Source organism: Anaerococcoides asporogena, assembly GCF_029590275.1.
Classification (GTDB): domain Bacteria; phylum Bacillota; class Clostridia; order Clostridiales; family Clostridiaceae; genus JG1575.
Map to the genome: position 1 here is coordinate 767,889 of NZ_CP120965.1, position 14,665 is coordinate 782,553.

Here is a 14,665-nt window from a genome sequence, read left to right on the forward strand (position 1 = left end):
TTGCGTTTCTTGATGATTTTTGATATAATAATCGTATGAATAATGATTTAAAAACCCAAGCAGTACGGCTTAGTCCGGAAGAGCAATATCAGATTCGCAAGAACATCATCCGACTATCAGAAAAAGGTAAAACGAATGAGGAAATAGCAGAAATCTTAGATGTAAGCTTGCGGCACGTCCAGAACACTAAGAAACAATACAAGGAAGGCGGGATCGCAGGGATCAAGCCCCAAAAGCGTGGTCGCCGAGAGGGTGCCAAACGAACCCTCACTCCTGCCCAGGAAAAGGAAATACAACAAATTCTGGTTGATAAGACACCGGATCAATTGAAGTTCAAAGACTGCATGTGGAGCAGAAAAACCATTGCAGAACTTATTTATGAAAAGTATAAAATCAGCCTGCCCGTATCTACTTTAGGGGTCTACTTGGCGCGGTGGGGATTCTCAGTCCAGCGGCCGATGAAACGCGCCTACAAGCAAGACACAGAGAAGGTGCAGCATTGGGTCGAAACTGAGTTTCCTGGCATTACTGAACGAGCAGAGGCTGAGAATGCAGAGATTTTCTTTGGAGATGAAACCGGATTGCAAAACCAGTCAACTTGCTTGCGTGGGTATGCGCCAATCGGACAAACGCCGGTGGTTCGAACCGAAGCAAAGCATATCAAGATCAACATGCTTTCAGCAATTTCCAATCGAGGAAAATTGCGCTTTGTCCTCTATAAAGACAACATGAATGCCGACAAACTGATTGATTTTATGCGGCGGTTAGTGCATGACAGCAACAAGAAAGTATTCCTGGTGCTCGATAATCTGCGGGTTCATCACGCTAAAAAAGTCATGGCGTGGGTAGAAAAGCATAAGGAAGAAATTGAGCTGTTCTACCTGCCACCATATGCCCCAGAATACAATCCCGATGAATTGCTCAACAGTGATCTCAAACGTGGCATAAGTAAAAAACCAAGTCCCAGGAGCGATGATGAGCTTGAACATAATGTTCGATCTCATTTAAAAACGGTGCAATTGCGTCCTAATAAAATCAGGGGGTTCTTCCATTCAAAAACCACAAAATATGCCTCTTAATATGCGCAAGGTTTAATTAGGGGAGCAATAACAAGCTGGACAATAATGGATTGTCTTTCCTGCGGATGCTTCGGATTTGCGAATTAGCAAACCGCTTTCAAGCATTTCAACATCGTCATCCTGCGTTTCGGGATTATCAACCGTAGGAACAACAATTTCCTTAATCTCTCTGATGAAGCGATCTCGTTTTTGCTCCCAGATAATTTCTTCTTTCCTTGTCAGCCCAAACTCTTCAATCAATTTCGCATATAATTGATTGAGTTTGTCTTTAACCTCAACTTCATCGTTATCAAGTTTAATTGCGATAGTCTGACTGTTCACTACGCCAGTCATCTCTCCGAAACCGAAGCCCGGAAGAAGCAGTGATGAATACTCCGTTTTCAACGCCCATGCTGCACCCATCTCGTTAAGACTTACTGCGCTCTGGTAGTAGTACATTGTAACACTTAAAACTATACTATAATCGCATATTCTGATATCCTCTAAGTAGGGGGTGTGAGTATGCCTAAAGTATCGTATGTTGTTGACCTCAGTGATAAAGAACGGGTGAAACTCCTAAACATTGTCAATAAAGGAAAGGCCACCGCGAAACGAATTCTTCATGCTAATATCCTTTTGGCTGCAGACATTAATAATCCAAACAAAGCCAGTTCTCCTGTGATTGCAGAGCGCTTTCATGTGCACCGGCAAACTGTCCAGACAGTTCGAAAAACCTATGCTACTCAGAGTTTGGAAGCTGCGCTCGATCGAAAGAAACGTACAAAGCCACCCATTGATCCTAAACTTACAGGGGATGTTGAAGCCAGAATCATAGCGATCTGTTGCAGCAATCCACCTCCAGGGTTTGAGCGGTGGACTTTGCGCCTGGTTGCAGAGGAAGCAGTCAAGTTGGAGATTGTCCCAACCATTTCTCATACGTCGGTGGGCAGGATCCTAAAAAAAACGAATTTCAACCTCATCTAAAGAAGTGCTGGTGTATTCCTGCCGATCAAAATGCTGCGTTTGTCGCTTGCATGGAAGACGTTCTGGCGGTATATACTCGCCCTTTCAATCCATCTATTCCAGTCATTTGCATGGATGAAAAGCCATGCCAGCTGCTGGATGAGGCCAGAAAGCCGATTCCCGCAGCACCTGGATCTGTGAGGAAGGAAGATAACGAGTATATTCGCAAAGGGACTTGCAGCCTTTTCCTTTTTACAGAACCTTTAGGCGGCTGGCGGCGGTGTGATGCATCGGAACGACGCACCAAACAAGATTGGGCAGAACAGGTTAGGATTCTTTTGGAAGAAGACTATCCGGACTGCGAAAAGGTCGTACTTGTGATGGATAATCTCAATACCCACAACATTTCAGCATTGTATGAACGGTTTCCGGCTTCTCATGCGTTCCGCCTGAGCCAACGACTGGAGATCCATCATACTCCAAAACATGGAAGTTGGCTTAACATAGCCGAAATAGAACTTAGTGCATTAACAACTCAATGTCTCGGTCGAAGAATCCCAACAATCGAGATGATGGATCGAGAAGTGAAGTCTTGGGCTACACAGCGAAACTATAATCAGAAGTCAGTAGACTGGCAATTCGATGTAACCGATGCACGATGTAAGTTGAAGCATTTATACCCGGTTATTAGTACAAATTAAGATGTTACAAGGTAGTAGTTCTTAGAGTGGATGAAGAATACATGAAGATCATACGAGAGAAACTGATTTCTCAGGTGATCAAAAATGTTGGTGTCAATCGGTATGTCATATCCGGGTAGTGAGCTACAAAAAATCTGAGTCTGATCAAGCCCCATCCCATCAATCAGCTCGACGAGCTTAGAAACATATTCCTTGTCACGGCTCGAATGGCTGATAAAGATTTTTGGGGAGTCTCTTTTTTGCATAGCGTGTCTCCCGTCATCGGCATAGTATTTGTCAAGGTTATCCCTCATGGCAAGCAGCTTGCCCTTCAACGCCTCAAAGTATTTTCGGTCATTCCACCCATTATAGTTCTCTTGAGATATTTCTAAAGCTCCGGCTACAAATTGGTCTTCGGTGCGGTCAACAATGTCTTGGAGTTCCATCTGCACCCTTTGAATCCATAATGTGAACTCAGGGATGTCGTAAATCTCGTCCACTGATGGGACACAAAGCCCCGGTGAAGAAGGAGAACGGTGAAACTTTGACGCTATGGTATCAATTTGGTCTATAAGACGAATGAGATCATCCTTCATTTGCACCCCTCCTTTTACTTTATCTTCGCCAGCACATCGGAAAATATCTCGTAATTGTGCTTCACGCCATCATCGAAGTCGATCTGGATGTTCTGGTCGGCAAGGTGATGGATTTTTTCTTCGTATTTCTGGATTTCAAGGGACTGCTCCTGGAGTTTTTTCTGCTGTTTAGTCAGCTTCACGCGCTCGGAGGCGCTGGCATGGTCGATAGCGTCCGCAATGTGCATGAGTTGAGTGCGGTAACGCTCCTGCTGCTCGTGAACATAGTCGGTGCGCATACGGGCAAGGAGGTCACTCTGATAACGGTGCATATAGATGAGTGCCTTGAAGCCGTTCTTTTTGCCGCTGTCGAAGAGCCAATAGATAGGACGCTTCTGATAGATTTTCAGGTGGTCGGCATAGAAGTCATTGATGAAGTAGCTGCGGATCACTTCGCGAGGCGTACCCTTGCCGCCGAGAGCATCAGCAATGAACTTGAGGTTTTCTTCCAGCGTCTCACTGCCGTAGACGGTTTCTACCCACTTCACAAAGCGTCCGGTGATGTCATCATCGAAGTAGTCATCGTCGCAGATCGGAATGATGTTATCCTTGTCGGGAATGATGGTGCTATACTTAGAAGCATCCCACTCACCACCGGCATAGGCAAGACCCGGCTCGTCCAGAGAGTAGCGTCCGAACATACAGCCAACGGCATAGGCGATCAGAGAGCGAATATCGCGTCCGAGATCAGCCTTGCGGACGGTGACATCCTTATCCTCGACTTCGGGTGTCAGCTCATCCTGCAAGCCGTAAATTTCGATGAATATGCGGTTAAGTTCTTCTTCATTCGCCTTGAGTTGGATGAAGCGAGCATCGCACTCTTGCTGCCATTTCGCAAAGTGCCAGCTTAAATGAACGAATTTTTCCATCCGTGAAGAAACAAATTGTGATTGCTCTTGCTCCAACTTTACGCTCGTCAATGGTACAAGTGGATGCGAAACAAAATCCCAAGAGGTTTCATACATATCCCACTCAGATTTCGAGAGAGCAATATTTTCTTTTACAATAGTGCTTATATCATCTTTGAATGACTCATTATAAGCTATTGGAATCTTCTTAATGTAGCCACAGTTGAAGTCAAGAGTAGGTGAGATAATGGCAAGAATAGCATCCGCATACTTTGAGTTCATCAAACCGCATAGATAGTAATACTTGCTTTCATCTGCAAAAACAGCTTGTCCCTTGTCTGCAAAAATAAATCCTTCATTGTATGCACGAACAGCATATTTCTTTGCGATTGCAGACCATGTAAGTCCTTTTTTGAAATAGTACGGGATATTCTTTACAGTTCGGGTGTAACTAACATACTTGGAGGCTACAAACGCTTTGACTTCCGATCCGTCGTTGTGCCAATTCACAACATACTCATTATTTCCGTACCATTTTCGCGGTTCTCCGCCTTTGTTGTATGGATACCATTTTTGAGGAAGTGCTTCGCTTTCTTTTGTAGAAGAGCAGTTAAAGCCAATGTTATTTAGTTCAACTTCATGCCAAAAGCGCATGAATCTATCGTTATCACAAGTAGTTAAGCCTTGTCTTGGCTCTGCAATATCTCCAAGCGGTGTGTAAGATACAAAAGTATCAAATAGCTTTGGACTTACCCAATATGAAACAGCAGACCCAGGGATAAATGCAAAATCCTTCTGGTTTGCAACATAGGAGCATTTTTCATCCCTATGCAATACGGCAAGTTCTTTTTCTTCGGATGTTTCTAACTCAGTAACACGGTAGTATTTGCCATAGTAATCGGAAATCGGTGCTTTTCTGAGAACAAAGGCTACTGTGCCAAATCCTGCATCAAAGGCGTTTTCTCCAAGATGTACCATGCTTTCTATCGTTGTGCAATCAAGGAGCTTCATTCGCATTTTCTCGAAACTCGATAGAGACAACCAGCTTTCAGCCGTAACAAGAGAAGATTTTCCTCTCTTGTTAGTCATAGCGATTGCCCTTTCAATGAATACAGAGAAAAAGTCGTTTTTGCTATCAGGATAATACTTTTGCACATAGTCAAGAGTTTTTGCCCCTATGCTTCTTAGGCCAAGATATGGAGGATTGGTAACAACCACATCATATTTTTGTGCCATGACCTCCGCTACTTGAATGACAGGAAGATAGCTACTCAAGACAACTTCGCGGAAAATGCTAATGTCATCACGAACTTCGTCAATCCTTGCATAAAGAGCAGCAAAGTCCACACGAGAAATGTTCAGGATAGAACCGTATTCCTTAGCATCACGCAACTCATCTACCAAAGTTCCGAAGTTCTTTATCAGTTCCGGATCATTATTGGTGAAGTAATCAATGGTGCTGCGATCCAGCCCATTACTTTCAACAATCGCATAAATATGAGGCTGGATGCCACGAGAGAAGATGCGGCGGTCATACTGACGCGCCTTCATCATGACAGCAAAGTAGGCAAGCTGCGCAGCGCGATCATCAATATCCAGACCATAAAGGTTATTCTCAAGAATACTCTGTGCAGCATCGCGTTCACTGATACCGCACTTCTTATAAATCTGCACCAGAACATCAAATGCATACACAAGGATATGACCGCTGCCCATACAAGGGTCAATCACTTTGATCTCTTGGGGGGAGATATTACGATACTCAACGCGAATCGCTTCGAGTTGTTTCTGAACATCTGCTTTTTGTTCTGCTTCATCAAGGAAATACTTCCAATCAGCTTTTAATTCATCGTCGGGATGCCCTTCGATCCACAGTTTCCCTAAGCTGTTCTCCACCATGTAACGAACAATCCAATCAGGCGTGAATATCTGTGTCTTTTCAGGCAAATTATCTCCCGTGATTTTTTGACCATTCTTAACATCAGTGTCGGCTTTTGCTTTTAGTTCTGTGTTGTAATACTGATACAGCCAGCCGATGATCTGCACCTGATCCGTCCAATCCTCTTCGGGAATGTCCGTGACCATGTGACCGAGAACGCTGTCCTGCTTCAAGATGTTGTTCGGCAGCAACAGTTCAGTAAAGCCGCCCATGCGCTCAAACATCTGAGGAAGAGAGGCGTTCAGAGCGTTACACTGCGTCAGCAGCAGATAACGGTAGAGGTCTTCCGTCTGGTTTTTCTCGATATACTCCGCAACCTTGTCCATGTTCAGTCCGGGCATATCCAGATGCAGCGCATCGTTCAGGATCTCCGGCTTGAATGCGCCGGTGCTGTCAGAGAAAATGCGGATATGAGAGGGCAGATAGTTGTTGACCTCCATAAAACGCAGCGCGATGAAGCGGTTAAACCATGTGTAGGCAACCTCTTCCATCACCTGCGTATATCCCTTTTGACGGATCTGCTCCACAAGCTCCTTGCGCTGTCTCTGCTCATCCGTATTCAGTGCGCGTCCACCCACGGTCACGGCATTTGCCTCGCCGTAACCGTCTTTGGTGATTCCATATTGATACGCTCTCTGCGAAACCTGATCAATCAAATCAGTACGCGCCTGAATCGCAAAGCGTTGAATGGCGGCTTTATTCATGTTCCGCTTCTCCTTTTAGTTAATTTGAACGCCATCACAGCTCTCAAGTGTTTTCATCAGCTTCTCGCGGATGCCCTCGACATACTTGTCGATGTCATCCTTCGTTTGCAGACGCTTTACCGAGCAAAGGTCATAACGGCGAACAGAGGTGATCTTCGGGGGCTTGGGTGCAACAGCGCCGGTCTGTGCATTATTAACCGGTGCGGGTGCGTCCTTGCTGGCAACCATGATCTCCATTCGACGGCAGATATTGTCTTTGTAGTTGAGAAGCTGCGTGATCATTGCGTCCAGTTCGGTGATAGAAGAAGCGTCCTTCGCTGCGTCCCGCTTGCTGACGAAATAATCATCTGCCTGATGCAGCAGAGTCGAAGCGTCACGGGCTTCGGAGGCAAGCTGGTGAACATCCTGCATACACTGACGGATGTTCTCCGCAACCTCTTCCTTCTTCATGTCCAGCAATCCGTTATAGGCGGTTTTCACCTTGCCGATCAGCTCTGGCAGCTCGCCAATGCGTGAATAGGGCTTGGGCATGGCCAGGATGGCAGCGATGGTATGGAAAACCTCCTGAGCCTCTGCATCTGCGGCAAAGTAGTCACGCTCTTTGCTGACACGATCCATATGGCTCCGGGCATCATCGTACACAGTGCGCTGGGACTTGAAGAAGAGTTCTACGCCCTCCAAGTCCTCCGCAGTGTCGAGAAGGTCTTCCTGCTTCTGCACCATGCGGCTCAGCAGCGCAACATTGTCCTTGCGCTGGCTCAGGACATCAGTCATGAGGTCACGCGCTTTCGTGACTACTTCCTTCTCTGGGTATCTGAACTGCGCGTATGCGTCATCCATGAGCTTCTGGTAATGTTCCTGCTTGCCGGTGAAGGTGTCCAGCACAAACCGGATCAAACCATCCTCGTCCGAGGGGATGTCCATTGCGCCGAGGTAATCCCGCAGGAAGCTGATGCTCTTGCGCATCAGGTCTTCGGAGGGTGCGATCCGGCGTGTGACAACCGCCTTGTCGATCTCAGACTTCTTGCGGAGATAATCCACCAGTCTGCGCTCGTCCTTGCCCACAATCGCCCCGCCGTATTTGATGGAGAGCTTCTGCTGAGAGATCAGTCGAGCAACCAGAGCTGCAATGTCAATCTCACGCCAGCCATAGGGGATTGCCCCATACCGGCGCTGCACATCACCCATTGAGGTGCTAAGCATCTTGGAGTTTTGCAGTTCAAGCCACTGGCTGATTTCATTCAGTGCATCTTCGTTGTTGGCACCCAGCCCGGAGAAGGCAATGGTTTCGTTATCCGCGCCGTTCAGGATCGCAAGGATGTCCGCATCGCTTTCTACAAACTTGTTGACCATGTTGAGCTTCGAGTAGACGCTTTCCACCAGCCCGTTCAGAGCGGCATCCAGCTTGTCCTTCGCATTGCCGGTCTTGATGTCCATGACCTCGCCATGAACAACCATCTTTGCGCCGACAATCGCCTTTTCAATGTAGCCCCGCGCCCGTTCCTCAAGCACACGGGCTTGCTGCTGGCGCTTGCGGATAATATCCTGAATGCTTTCGGGAAGCTGGGAGACATTCCGCTGCTTCACATACTTGCGGATCTTCATCGCCTGTTCCAGCTCTTCAAAGTAGGGAGTCTCATTAGAAAGAACAACAATCGCCTCGTTGTTCACCTGAGAGTCCATAATAAGACGCTGCTCCGGTGCGCCGAAATAGTCACTTGCAACCGTGACAATGCGCAGCCGCATACCACCAGAGGCAGAGCCATTTAGAGTCTCGTCAATATATTGGTCATAGGCAAAATCATACTTATCGTGCTTAAACTTCTTGGAGGGATAGATTTCTCCAAAGACCGTCTGCGCAATGCTGGTGATGACCTGCGCACTGTCCACGACTGTATTGCGAATGTCAATGGCAATGTCCTGTTCTTCGTCAGTGAGGAAGGCATAGGTATCGCCGTTGCGGGAGATATAGTTCTGTGACAGCAGCCGTTCCAGAGACGCAGTGACAGAGGCGCGAAGCGCGATCTTATCTGTACGGATGTCATCAATCATCAGGATAGAGATGTTGTCGATGTTCGCTTTGACATCCTCAATGTAGCGCACAAGATAGAGAAGCTTGAGAACACTGACATCCTGCTGCTCAAGCCCATCGTGATTGTCTGCCGCTGTCTGGCAGCGGTCGATGACCCGGCGAATGGCGCTCTCAAGGAAGGTATGTACCGTGTCGTAGAACAGGTAGAACGGAACAAGGGCATTCTCGTCCTTATCCTGCACCTTCTGCGCCGCTTCTTGGAAGCCGGAGAGCATGGAGCGCTCACCACCAGACAGATGCTTGCCGGAGTTTCCGTGCTTGCGGATTTCAGCAAGTACCTTCTGAATGATGATGAACTGATACGGGACAAACGGGAAGGTTGCGGCAAACTCCGCGCCATCAGAGAAGCCCTTGATGTCCAGCACCGGGTTGTTGAAGGTATAGAGGTTTTTCAGTACGGCGTGTTCTTTGTCGTAGACCATTTGAAGAAGCTGATCCGCTTCTTCGGTTTTTGCCAACACACGCTTTTTGATAACCTCATCCACAGAGGAAGAGGACAGGCTGAGGCGGGTGTTAAAGCGTCCCTGAATCTTGGAGAAGTCATCGCCGGTAATGTGAACGACGGAATCAATCGCTTCCTGACTTGTGACCATGACCCAGACCTTACCACGGCAGCGAGTGCCGATCTCTTCAACGAGAGATTGAAGGTTGATCATCAGGTCACCATCAGCACCGATATACTGACCCACTTCGTCCACCATGAACAGCAAGCGGAAATCTTTCCCCTTGCCATCCACATATTCTGCAATGTCCGCAACAAGCTGGGAAATACTCAGTTCGTTTGTTTCTTCGCCGTTAAACCAGTTCCGGGCAGCTTGCTCGCTCATTCCGAGAACAGACTGCATTACCCGTACAATGTCATCTTCAAAAAAGGCAAAGGAGTCCCGTGTTTCCGTCCACGGCGAGCCGTTGACTTCTTCAAAGGCAGTACGGAACTGCTCCGTCTTGCCTTGCCTTTCAATAAAGCGTTCCAGCTTTGCAATTTTCAGATCATCGCCATAGAAGCCGCAGTGATTATAGAACATTTTGGCAAAGACGCGCAAAACGGCGGTCTTGTCTTTGGTAATCGGACCTTCAATGTCGATGTTGAACAGAATGGACTCCGTCGGGACGGAGACGCATTTCACGGCGGTTGCGTACATCATCGGATCGTCGAACTTGTCCGAGAAGTAGTCCATAGCCCTCTTGCCGCAGACCTCCTGATTGGAAAGAAGATAAGACAGTATTTTCAGAAAGTGAGATTTACCGCTTCCAAAGAAGCCGGAAATCCAAACGCCGATCTTGTCAGTGGGAGCATCTATCGCTTTCGAGTAGTTATCAAAGAATGTACGGAAATGTCTGCGCAGCTCCCGCGTGATAATATACTCGCTCAGTTCTTGTTGAAGACTGTTGTCATCATCCTGCGTAACCTTGATAACACCGTTGATGTCTCTGTTGATGTTCTTCTGGAACATTTTTTGAAGCTTCATATTCCTGCCTCCATTTACAGCAAATTAAATGCTCTATAATAATGACCATCTAAGAACTCGCCAAACAAACTGAGCGTTTGACCATTGAAAGTTCCCGGATAGAACATCACGATGGGAATGTCTGCGAAGAGATGCTGCATACTGTCCAGCATCTTGTGAGAGCGCATGAACGGGTGGATTTTCCCAATCCCGGTCATGAAGAGGACATCCTGCCCTTTGACATGGGGCGAATAGTCCATCCTCGCCAAAAGCGCCTCTGGCGTTGCGATTTTTTGCAGTTGATTCAGCAGATACTCTTTGCCGCGTTTTTCTTCCAAACCGTCTATGGATTTGAGAACACGCTTGTCCTCCAGCAGTGAAAGGAATATCTCATACAGGTCGCACTCAATGATCCGATAGGCTGTATTGGCTTCGCTTTTCAATCTGCGGATGTAATCCTCCACGATCAACTCATCAGCCGGATCGTAGCAAAAGACATGGATGCCAACCTCATTACTCAAGCCCTTATTGGCAAGAAAGCTGGGATCAGAAATCCTGTCTTTTATTCTGTCTAATTCCTGTTTTATCATGGCAATACCGAACTCCTATCTGAAATAATTGAATGCCGGTAAAGCATCAAAATCGTTGTTCGTTTTGATACCATCTTCGAGTTCTTCGCATAAAAGGACTGGATTCAATGTCGTGTCTCTAAGATTATCCAGATACCCTGTTTCAATTAGGACTCGAATGAGTACGCTCTTTATTTTGCTAATTGTGTTTTCGCTCCACGCATTGACTGAATCGTCCTGTGCTTGCAGCCGGGTGAAGAAAGCATTTATATCTTTGCGGGAAAAGCTGAAATCCTGATTGCGGTATTTCTCTCCAATGACTCCAATCATAAACTCCCATACGAGCCAGTTGTACCGCATCATGGCATACAGATTGATTTGCTTCGCTATCTCAGTTGGAGCAAACGCAAGCTCATGGATAAGTTGCTCGTTTCCAAGTGCATCGAGCCGCTTGTAACAGGCTCTTGCCAACCGGGAAACTTGCCGCTCCGTGGGATATTGAAACAGATTGTCTTTCTTGATTTTTTCCACGGCTTCCTCAATCGTTATGCCCTCGATGTAGAACTTTGCAGCTATTCTGATTTCATAGAATAGAAACTGCTCTGCCGTGAGGCTTCCGTTATATGAATGAGTTTGATCCATCGCTTTGTCTCCAATCTAATTTGCCAATTCTATTCTACATCATTTTCTGTCCCATAATCAGGACTCACATCAGGAACAAACTCAACGATGTCCGCGATGTTGCAGTTCAAAGCAATACAGATCTTGCGAAGTGCCTCCATCGACACATCTTCACTCTTCCTGAGCTTTGTCATTGTACTGGATGACAAGCCGCTTGCTTTGTGTAAATCACCCTTGCTCATGTCTTTGTCAACGAGCAGCTTCCAGAGTTTTTTATAACTTGCTTTCATGTTTTTCACCTCAGCACAGTATGTTGAATCGACTTAAAATACAGTATATCATCAAATAGGCTCTAATTCAATACACTTTCGTAAACATTGGATATTTTCGACCGATTTGCACGATATTTTTCTGAGTTTCCGCTTTTGTTTCTCAGACAAATGAAAAAGCTTGAGCCGAAGTGATCCAGCTCAAGCTCTTTCCTTATTCTCGCTGACTTGTCTTTTCCTTTTCCCGTTCTTGCTCAGCAGATGGACGAAGGAAATCATCCACATTTGCCTTCATTGTGTCGATGATGCGGGCTTCCTTTTTCAGCTTAGCTCTTTCATCGTAGAGCCTCTGCTGGTCTTCAAGAAGGCGCTGCTGTTCCGCTTGGAGAGACTTCAAGCTGGGCAGTTTCTTGCCAGTTCGGAATGCAAGGAGATTGCTTCTTGCCGCCTCGAATATGACAAGCTCCGCTTCATGCTTTGCCCGGAAAGCAGGCTTGTCCTTCGCCTTTGAATATGCCTCGTAGACTGGCTTGAGTTTTTGGAAATTACTCACGCTTTTGATGAGCGGCTGGATGTCTCGAAGACGGGCTTCCACTTGCTTTAGCTCCTTGCCGGTACGAGTGTATGAGCCGTGAACATCCTCGGCTTTTTTCTCAAGATCGGCATATTGCAGCAGATTGTTCTCGGTGAGATAGTTGAGCGTCCGCGCCGCCTCCTTGAGAATGGTGAGCTTTGCTTTGTACTCGTACCCCTTGCTGTCAATAAGCCGGATTCGCTCTTGAATGTCGCTGATGAGTGTGATGCCTTTTTGTCCATTCCGCACCTGATGTTTTCGGGGATTGCGTCCCAGAATGCGTTCCTTGATGCGCTCTTCGGTGTAGTTTTCACCAATGGTTTTTGACCGTGTAAATCGGTCTTGCCCCTCCGCTCGGAAGGAGATGTATTTGCCGGGTTTGGTTTCATAACCGGCTTCCTGCATCAGCTTCAAGAACTCGTCGTAATCCTTTGCCTCAATGACAAAACGGTCAATGGTTTGTTTGAGCTTTTGCTTCCAGCTCGTGCCGCGTTTCGCTTCGGAATATTCTTTGTAGTCCATGCCCTTTCCCTGAGAAGGAGGGATGACGGACAAACCATTCTCTTTGCATATCTCATCACCGAGCTGACGCATTTCATGGTATGTCCGCTTGTTGCTTCGGTACGCATGGTAGTCCACATAATTGACTGCATTGAAGATTATATGATTGTGGCAATGGTTTTTATCAATGTGGGTAGCGATCACATATTCGTACTTGCCCTTGAGCCATTCATCTACAAACTGCTTTCCAATTTCATGTGCCTTTTCCGGCGTGACTTCTCCGACATCAAAGGATTGAATCAGATGACGAGCAAGTACCTTTGGCATCTGCATTCCTTGCTGGACGGCAAGGTTTCTTGTCCATTCAAACTCCTTTGCAGCAGCGTCACTGGCAGCACATCCGTAGGAGGAAACAAGAAGAGAGTCATCCGTCTTCTGCGGGTTGAGGATGTACGCCAGCGCCTTGTTTACAGTTCCTCGGATTGGTTTGATTTTAGTAACTGCCATATTTCCTGCTGCCTCTCTTTCAGCTCCGCAACATCATCCTCATAGAAATGACCTGTCGAGTTGATGCGTCGGCAAATGTGATTGATATTTGCTGCGACTCGGCTGACTGCGGCAGCGAGCTTTTTCTGCTGCGTGTAGTCCACCTTGATGATGTAACCGTCAATCGCCATTTTTCGGAGATACGCTCCCATGTTCTTTGTGCCGAGCTGCGCCATTTTCGCTTTGATGATCCTTTTCTCATTGTCCGAGACGCAGAAGAGAAGCTGATTTGGTCTTGTCCTGTTTGCCATTTGTGTTCGTCCTTTCGCAAAGATAGAGGGTTTGGGAGACATCCCAACAAGCAGTTTTTAGGATTAAGGGGAGGGTTTCCTTAATCGAAAATCGCCGTGTGTATATACACCGGCTGTGCTTGCTATTCGTCTAAATCGTATTCCTGCGCGGGGTTCCCCCCGTAATTTCTCTTCATCTTACAACGGACATTTCGGAGCAGTTTTTTGACATGGAACTTAAAAAAGACGCCCATTTCTGAGCGTCTTTCCGTTAAAAGCCTTATTTCTTCCTGCTTTCGTAATCCTCGTCAATACGTTGCTTCCATGCCTTGCCGAGTGGACGGCTGCATCTGACGGAACAGATAGCTTCACTGACCACTTCGTAATTGAGTTGCGTTCCCTCGTGATCGCTGTGATAGTTGACTGCCCGATCAGCGCCAATGCCAAAGTGCTTTGCCGTCTCAACTGCGTCGATGTTCGCGCCGAGGAATAGGAATTCCCAGCCGTATTTGCTCTTTTCTTTTTCGATCATCTGCTTGACCTTATCGCTGGTATAACGGTGACTTGCGTTCTCCATTCCATCGGTGGTGATGACAAACAGCGTATGCTCCGGCACGTCTTCCTGACGGGCATACTTGTGGATGTTCCCAATGTGATGGATAGCTCCGCCTATCGCGTCCAGAAGCGCCGTGCAACCACGGACAGAATACTCCTTATCCGTCATCGGCGGAATATCTTTCACATTCACACGGTCATGGATTACCTCGCTTTCGTTGTCGAACAGGACGGTGGAGATCATCGCGTCGCCGTCAGCCTTCTTCTGCTTTTCGATCATGGAATTGAAGCCGCCTATGGTGTCGGTTTCGAGTCCGCTCATGGACCCGCTGCGATCAAGGATGAACACGATCTCGGTTAAATTCTTCTTCATTTTCAAATCCTCCATATAAAATGTGGCTGTCCGGTTTCTTTACCTTACAGCCACATTATA

13 protein-coding genes are annotated in these 14,665 nt (G+C 46.9%); 3 read left to right on the forward strand and 10 right to left on the reverse strand.

From position 1 onward, the window contains the following. The first annotated feature begins 35 nt into the window (after positions 1 to 35). Positions 36 to 1,079, forward strand: a complete 1,044-nt coding sequence (locus tag P6M73_RS03670) for an IS630 family transposase (RefSeq protein ID WP_277852687.1) — start codon at positions 36 to 38, stop codon at positions 1,077 to 1,079. A gap of 12 nt (positions 1,080 to 1,091) precedes the next feature. On the opposite strand, the gene P6M73_RS03675 is transcribed toward P6M73_RS03670, so the two are convergent. Then, the gene (locus P6M73_RS03675) at positions 1,092 to 1,517 is read right to left on the reverse strand and encodes a hypothetical protein (protein ID WP_277854777.1); all 426 of its coding nucleotides are present in this window, start codon (positions 1,515 to 1,517) and stop codon (positions 1,092 to 1,094) included. 63 nt (positions 1,518 to 1,580) lie between these two features. Here P6M73_RS03675 and P6M73_RS03680 point away from each other — a divergent pair, with 63 nt between their 5' ends. Together P6M73_RS03680 and P6M73_RS03685 are read left to right on the forward strand one after the other, a co-directional pair. Next, positions 1,581 to 2,042: a helix-turn-helix domain-containing protein gene (locus P6M73_RS03680; protein WP_277854778.1), complete on the forward strand. Its 462-nt coding sequence runs from the start codon at positions 1,581 to 1,583 to the stop codon at positions 2,040 to 2,042. After that, positions 1,931 to 2,722, forward strand: a complete 792-nt coding sequence (locus tag P6M73_RS03685; RefSeq protein ID WP_277854779.1) for an IS630 family transposase — start codon at positions 1,931 to 1,933, stop codon at positions 2,720 to 2,722. The genes P6M73_RS03680 and P6M73_RS03685 overlap by 112 nt, the downstream gene beginning before the upstream one ends. Here P6M73_RS03685 and P6M73_RS03690 read toward each other — a convergent pair. The 9 genes from P6M73_RS03690 to P6M73_RS03730 all read right to left on the reverse strand — a co-directional run bounded on the left by P6M73_RS03690 (position 2,719) and on the right by P6M73_RS03730 (position 14,605). Then, positions 2,719 to 3,297, reverse strand: coding sequence for a hypothetical protein (locus P6M73_RS03690; protein ID WP_277854780.1), 579 nt, complete (start codon positions 3,295 to 3,297; stop codon positions 2,719 to 2,721). The genes P6M73_RS03685 and P6M73_RS03690 overlap by 4 nt on opposite strands. Positions 3,298 to 3,311: 14 nt before the next feature. Then, entirely contained in the window at positions 3,312 to 6,827 is a 3,516-nt protein-coding gene (pglX, locus tag P6M73_RS03695; protein WP_277854781.1) for a BREX-1 system adenine-specific DNA-methyltransferase PglX, read from the reverse strand. 15 nt (positions 6,828 to 6,842) lie between these two features. Beyond that, the gene (gene brxC, locus P6M73_RS03700; RefSeq protein WP_277854782.1) at positions 6,843 to 10,388 is read right to left on the reverse strand and encodes a BREX system P-loop protein BrxC; all 3,546 of its coding nucleotides are present in this window, start codon (positions 10,386 to 10,388) and stop codon (positions 6,843 to 6,845) included. 14 nt (positions 10,389 to 10,402) lie between these two features. Then, positions 10,403 to 10,957: a DUF1788 domain-containing protein gene (locus P6M73_RS03705; protein WP_277854783.1), complete on the reverse strand. Its 555-nt coding sequence runs from the start codon at positions 10,955 to 10,957 to the stop codon at positions 10,403 to 10,405. A 15-nt stretch (positions 10,958 to 10,972) separates the two neighbouring features. Beyond that, positions 10,973 to 11,578, reverse strand: a complete 606-nt coding sequence (locus tag P6M73_RS03710; protein ID WP_277854784.1) for a DUF1819 family protein — start codon at positions 11,576 to 11,578, stop codon at positions 10,973 to 10,975. A 29-nt stretch (positions 11,579 to 11,607) separates the two neighbouring features. Beyond that, on the reverse strand, positions 11,608 to 11,847 hold the full coding sequence (locus P6M73_RS03715) for a helix-turn-helix domain-containing protein (RefSeq protein WP_277854785.1): 240 nt from the start codon (positions 11,845 to 11,847) through the stop codon (positions 11,608 to 11,610). A gap of 193 nt (positions 11,848 to 12,040) precedes the next feature. Continuing rightward, the gene (locus P6M73_RS03720) at positions 12,041 to 13,408 is read right to left on the reverse strand and encodes a relaxase/mobilization nuclease domain-containing protein (protein ID WP_277854786.1); all 1,368 of its coding nucleotides are present in this window, start codon (positions 13,406 to 13,408) and stop codon (positions 12,041 to 12,043) included. Continuing rightward, complete coding sequence (locus tag P6M73_RS03725) at positions 13,369 to 13,698, reverse strand: plasmid mobilization protein (protein ID WP_277854787.1); 330 nt, start codon at positions 13,696 to 13,698, stop codon at positions 13,369 to 13,371. The genes P6M73_RS03720 and P6M73_RS03725 overlap by 40 nt, the downstream gene beginning before the upstream one ends. Before the next feature lie 259 nt (positions 13,699 to 13,957). Next, positions 13,958 to 14,605, reverse strand: a complete 648-nt coding sequence (locus P6M73_RS03730) for a vWA domain-containing protein (protein ID WP_277854788.1) — start codon at positions 14,603 to 14,605, stop codon at positions 13,958 to 13,960. Positions 14,606 to 14,665 lie beyond the last annotated feature (60 nt).